Below are 4,048 nucleotides of genomic sequence, written 5' to 3'. Positions count from 1 at the left end.
GCCGAGCGCTGGCGGCGGCCGGACTCGGCGACATGGTCTGGGGCCACGCCTCGGTCCGCGACCCCGACGGGCGCGGAGCCTGGATGAAGGCATCCGGCTGGGGCTTCGAAGAGATCGACGACGACCGCGTCCTCCTCATCGCCCCGGACGGATCGGTCCTGGACGGCGTCGGCAAACGCCACCTGGAATACCCGATTCACACCGAGATCATGGCGGCCCGCCCCGATGTCGGTGCTGTCGTGCACACCCATGCCGCGGCGCTGGCCGCGTTCGCCTCGCTCGACGTCGAGTTGAAACCACTGTCGCACGACGCGGTTCCGTTCACCCATCCGCAGCTGCCACGCTTCACCGACACTGGTGCCCTCATCGCCGCCCCGGAGCTCGGCCAGGCACTCGCCGAACGTCTCGGCGAGGCCAACGGAATCCTGATTCCCAACCACGGCGCGGCCACCGCCGGTCCGGACATCGAATCCGCCGTCATGTACGCAGTACTGCTCGAACGCGCCTGCCGCACCCAACTCATGGCAACAGCCGCGGGCGGTCCGGCGCGATGGTCCGACGAGGCGGAAACGCGTTTCAAACGCGACCAGGTCTGGAATCCCGACCAACTGCGCGCCGGCTGGGCATACCTGGTCCGCAAAGGAAACTCCGAGGATGGCTGAGCGGCGGGTACACGCCGCCGCACCACGGGCAGTCCGGCCCGTCCGGGACGGGTACTGCCAACGATCACCTGCAGTACGGGAACATCGGAATCAGACATCGACAGACCCTTCTCTTTCGGCGGTCCCGTGCACACCGATGCCGCCGGCTCCCGGTGTCAACTCGTAGAGTGGGCGCCGGTCATCAGCGCCGCCAGGTCATCGGGCTCGAGGAACGACGGCGGCGGAGGCGGCCCCCAGGCATAGAGCCCCTGCAGACCGTTGAGCACCTCGGGACTCCACAGTTCGTCCTCGGGGACGGTGTCCATATCGGAGTAGTACTCGGAGAAGTTGCCGGCCGGATCCTTGAGGTACCAGAAGAAGTTCGCGCCGGCGTAGTGCCGCCCGAGCCCCCAGATGTGACGTTCGGGGTTGCCTTCGAGCATCGCGTGCGCACCGCGGCCGACCTCGTCCACGTCGTCGACCTGCCAGCTGGTGTGGTGCAGGAAGTTCACCGGCGCGGCCATCACCAACACATTGTGGTGCTCGACCGAGCAGCGCAGGAACGCGGCCTTGTCCCCCATGTAGTCGCTGACCTTGAAGCCGAGCCCCTCGGTGAAGAAGCGCATCGTCGTCTCGAGGTCGACGCTGCCGAGTACGGCGTGGCCGAGCTTGTGGGGTCGCACCGGCTCGGTGCGGCCGATGAACGGCGCCCGTCCCCACCGGTCGATCCGGCCCGGACCGTTGTAGGGCGTCGTCAAGACCGGGGGCTCGATGAGGATCCGGGGGCGCACCGCGACCTGGACCTGGACCCCGGTGATCGGCTCGACCGCATGCAGGAAGGCACCCGCGTCTTCCACGGGCACGTCGTGGGCGCGGAGCCGCCGGGTGATGGCGGCGATATCGTCCGGGTCGTCCGCCGCGACTGTCAGCTCGACCAGCCGGCGGGTCGGGGCGTGGACGATCTGAAGCTGCTCGCCGCCGCTGAGGGTCGCGAAGACGCCGTCGCCGCGGTGCTGGAGACCGAAGTCGGTGTAGTAGGCGATGGTCTCCGCGACGTTGGGGACGCCGATGGTGACTTTGCCCAGCCCGTGCAGTGCCATGGCTCTTCTCCTTACTCCGCGCCCGGGGCGGCGACGAACGTCTGGTGCAGTTCGCCGATGCCTTCGATCCAGCTGTCGAGTCGCTCGCCGGTCTGCAAGAACCGCTGGGGTTCCCGGCCGACCCCGACCCCAGCCGGGGTGCCGGTGAAGACAACGTCACCCGGGTAGAGCGTCACGATCTCCGACAAGGCCGCGATCAGCTTGGGAACACTGAAGATGAGGTCACGAGTACGTCCTTTTTGAACTTCTTCACCGTCGATCGCGCAGCCCAGTTCGAGGTCGTCGGGATCGTCGAACTCGTCCGGGGTCACCAGCCAGGGGCCCTGCGGCGAGAACCCGTCGAACGACTTGCCGAGCCCGAACTGCGGCGCGGGGCCCCGCATCTGCGTCACCCGCTCGGACAGGTCCTGGCCCGCGGTGAGACCGGCGACGCAGGACCAGGCATCGGCTTCGGCCACCTCGCGGGCTTCCCGCCCCACGACAGCAACGAGTTCGACCTCCCAGTCGACATTGCCCGCTGACGGCAGCACAACCTCGGTGTCAGGCCCGGAGAAACTCGACACGTACTTGGTGAACACCGGGGGCAACTCGGTAGGCGCGGCGAACCCAGACTCGGCGGCGTGCGCGTGGTAATTCAGCCCGACCGCGAAGACCTGCCGCGGCGCAGGCGAGGGAGCGCCGAGTCGGGCACGGTCGACCGGCGCCAACTGACCGGCCGGAACGTCCAACTCGACCGCCCAAGCGGTGACCTCCGCCCAATGCTCGAAGACCTCCGGCAGGCCCGGCCCCCACCGGCCGTCCGACGCATTGGCGATGTCGACGAACTTCGCGGCACCGTCCTGGTCGAGGACGAGGGCGGCTCGGTTGTCGATGTTGGCTAGACGCATGAAATCGGTTCTCCTGGGGAATGGGTAGTCCGGGCACCGACGAGATCGCGATACCGGGTGACGAGTTCTTTGATATCGGCGAGGTCGGTGACGGCGCCGAAGACGTAGTGGTCCGGCCGGATGAGCACCGCCTGGATGTCGTGCGACTCGAACCAGCGGGCCCAAGCGTTGTTGCCAGGACCAACGGTGCAGGCGTGCACACCGGAATGCTCGAACGACTCCTCGACATCGTCGAGCGAAAGGAGCACGGCCCCGTAGCCGGTGACGTCGTCGAGCAGGGCGCGGTGGCCGTCGCGCTCGACCGGGAACTGCGGAGCCAGGGTTCCGCGCAGAGTGCTCATGCCGAGGCTGTCGGCGAGCACGCCTTCGCCGAGCACCGGGAGTGCGGCAACGGGGAGGACGCGAGCCGGGTTGGCACCGCCGGCGATCATCCGGGCGTCGCGGTCGGCGGCCTGCTGCTCGTCCAGCACACAGATGACGCGTCCCAGCTCGACGGACATCGCGATCGCGTGCTGAAGGTGGACGCCGCGTTCGGAGGTGTAGGTGTCCAGCAGCGCGAGACCCGACTCGCCGCGCAGTACCCGGTCGAGCTTCCAGGAGAGGTTGGCGACGTCGCGCAGGCCCGAGCACATGCCCTGGCCGGCGAACGGCGGCATCTGATGGGCCGCGTCACCCGCGATCGCGAGGCGGCCGCGGTTCCAGCGGTCGGCCCAACGAGCGGCGAAGGTGTAGACGGCGTGCCGTTCGAGGCGCGAGTTCTCCAGAGTGCGCGACCAGGGCGCCAGCAGTTCCCAGGCTTTGCCGGTGGTGTTGAGCTCTTCGCGGGTTTCGCCGGGCAGCCGCATGAACTCCCAGCGGCGCCGGCCAGGGCCGCCGGAGACCACGGTGGTTGGCCGGGCCGGGTCGCACAGCTGCCAGTTCTGCGGTGACCACTCTCGCTCGTCGAGTGGAACGGTGTCGACGATGAGCCAGTCGTAGAAGAAGCCCTCATCGTGCAGGGCCACGCCCAAGCGCTCGCGGACGAAGCTGTTCGCGCCGTCGCAGCCGATCACGAACCGGCCCCGCGCGTGCCGCTGCTTGACGACCGTGGTCGTGTAGGTCACCAGAACGTCCTCGCCCTGTTCCTCGACACCGACGACCTCCGCGCCTCGGCGCAGCGTCACATTCGGCATCGCCTCGACCGCCTTGGTGAGCACCTCCTCCAGCTCCGGCTGCGAGAAGAAGCTCGCCGTCGGCCAGCCGCAAGGCCCGGTCCCGGACCAGTCGATACGGACCAGGGACGCGCCGAGGGCATTACGCCACTCGTAGTGGTCCGGCACGCCTTCGGAGATCGCCTTCACCTCCTCGGTGAGGCCCATCGACTGGAAGACCCGGCCGATCTCGTCGTCGAAGTGCACCGCCCGCGGCAGCGGATACGGCT

General features: G+C 68.5%; 4 protein-coding genes. 1 reads left to right on the top strand and 3 read right to left on the bottom strand.

The annotated features are described in order from the left end of the window. Positions 1–662: class II aldolase/adducin family protein (locus JWQ81_RS01355; protein ID WP_366942240.1), on the top strand; the 662-nt coding region annotated here is incomplete at its 5' end. 155 nt (positions 663–817) lie between these two features. Here the strand turns inward: JWQ81_RS01355 and JWQ81_RS01350 are convergent. The 3 genes from JWQ81_RS01350 to JWQ81_RS01340 form a co-directional block, all read right to left on the bottom strand. Beyond that, complete coding sequence (locus tag JWQ81_RS01350; RefSeq protein WP_297536884.1) at positions 818–1,741, bottom strand: VOC family protein; 924 nt, start codon at positions 1,739–1,741, stop codon at positions 818–820. A gap of 11 nt (positions 1,742–1,752) precedes the next feature. Continuing rightward, positions 1,753–2,628: a fumarylacetoacetate hydrolase family protein gene (locus tag JWQ81_RS01345; protein ID WP_297536883.1), complete on the bottom strand. Its 876-nt coding sequence runs from the start codon at positions 2,626–2,628 to the stop codon at positions 1,753–1,755. Beyond that, positions 2,619–4,048, bottom strand: a 1,430-nt coding sequence (locus JWQ81_RS01340; protein ID WP_297536882.1) for a bifunctional 3-(3-hydroxy-phenyl)propionate/3-hydroxycinnamic acid hydroxylase, incomplete at its 5' end; no start/stop codon positions are given. The genes JWQ81_RS01345 and JWQ81_RS01340, both read right to left, overlap by 10 nt.

This window comes from Amycolatopsis sp., assembly GCF_025464955.1.
Classification (GTDB): domain Bacteria; phylum Actinomycetota; class Actinomycetes; order Mycobacteriales; family Pseudonocardiaceae; genus Amycolatopsis.
Note: the sequence above shows the minus strand (reverse complement) of the source record. Positions and strands in the feature narration are given on the sequence as shown.

Bases quoted from the DNA above. Each gene is read 5' to 3' on its own strand.
- JWQ81_RS01350 (WP_297536884.1), bottom strand. From the start codon at position 1,741: ATGGCACTGCACGGGCTGGGCAAAGTCACCATCGGCGTCCCCAACGTC.
- JWQ81_RS01345 (WP_297536883.1), bottom strand. From the start codon at position 2,628: ATGCGTCTAGCCAACATCGACAACCGAGCCGCCCTCGTCCTCGACCAG.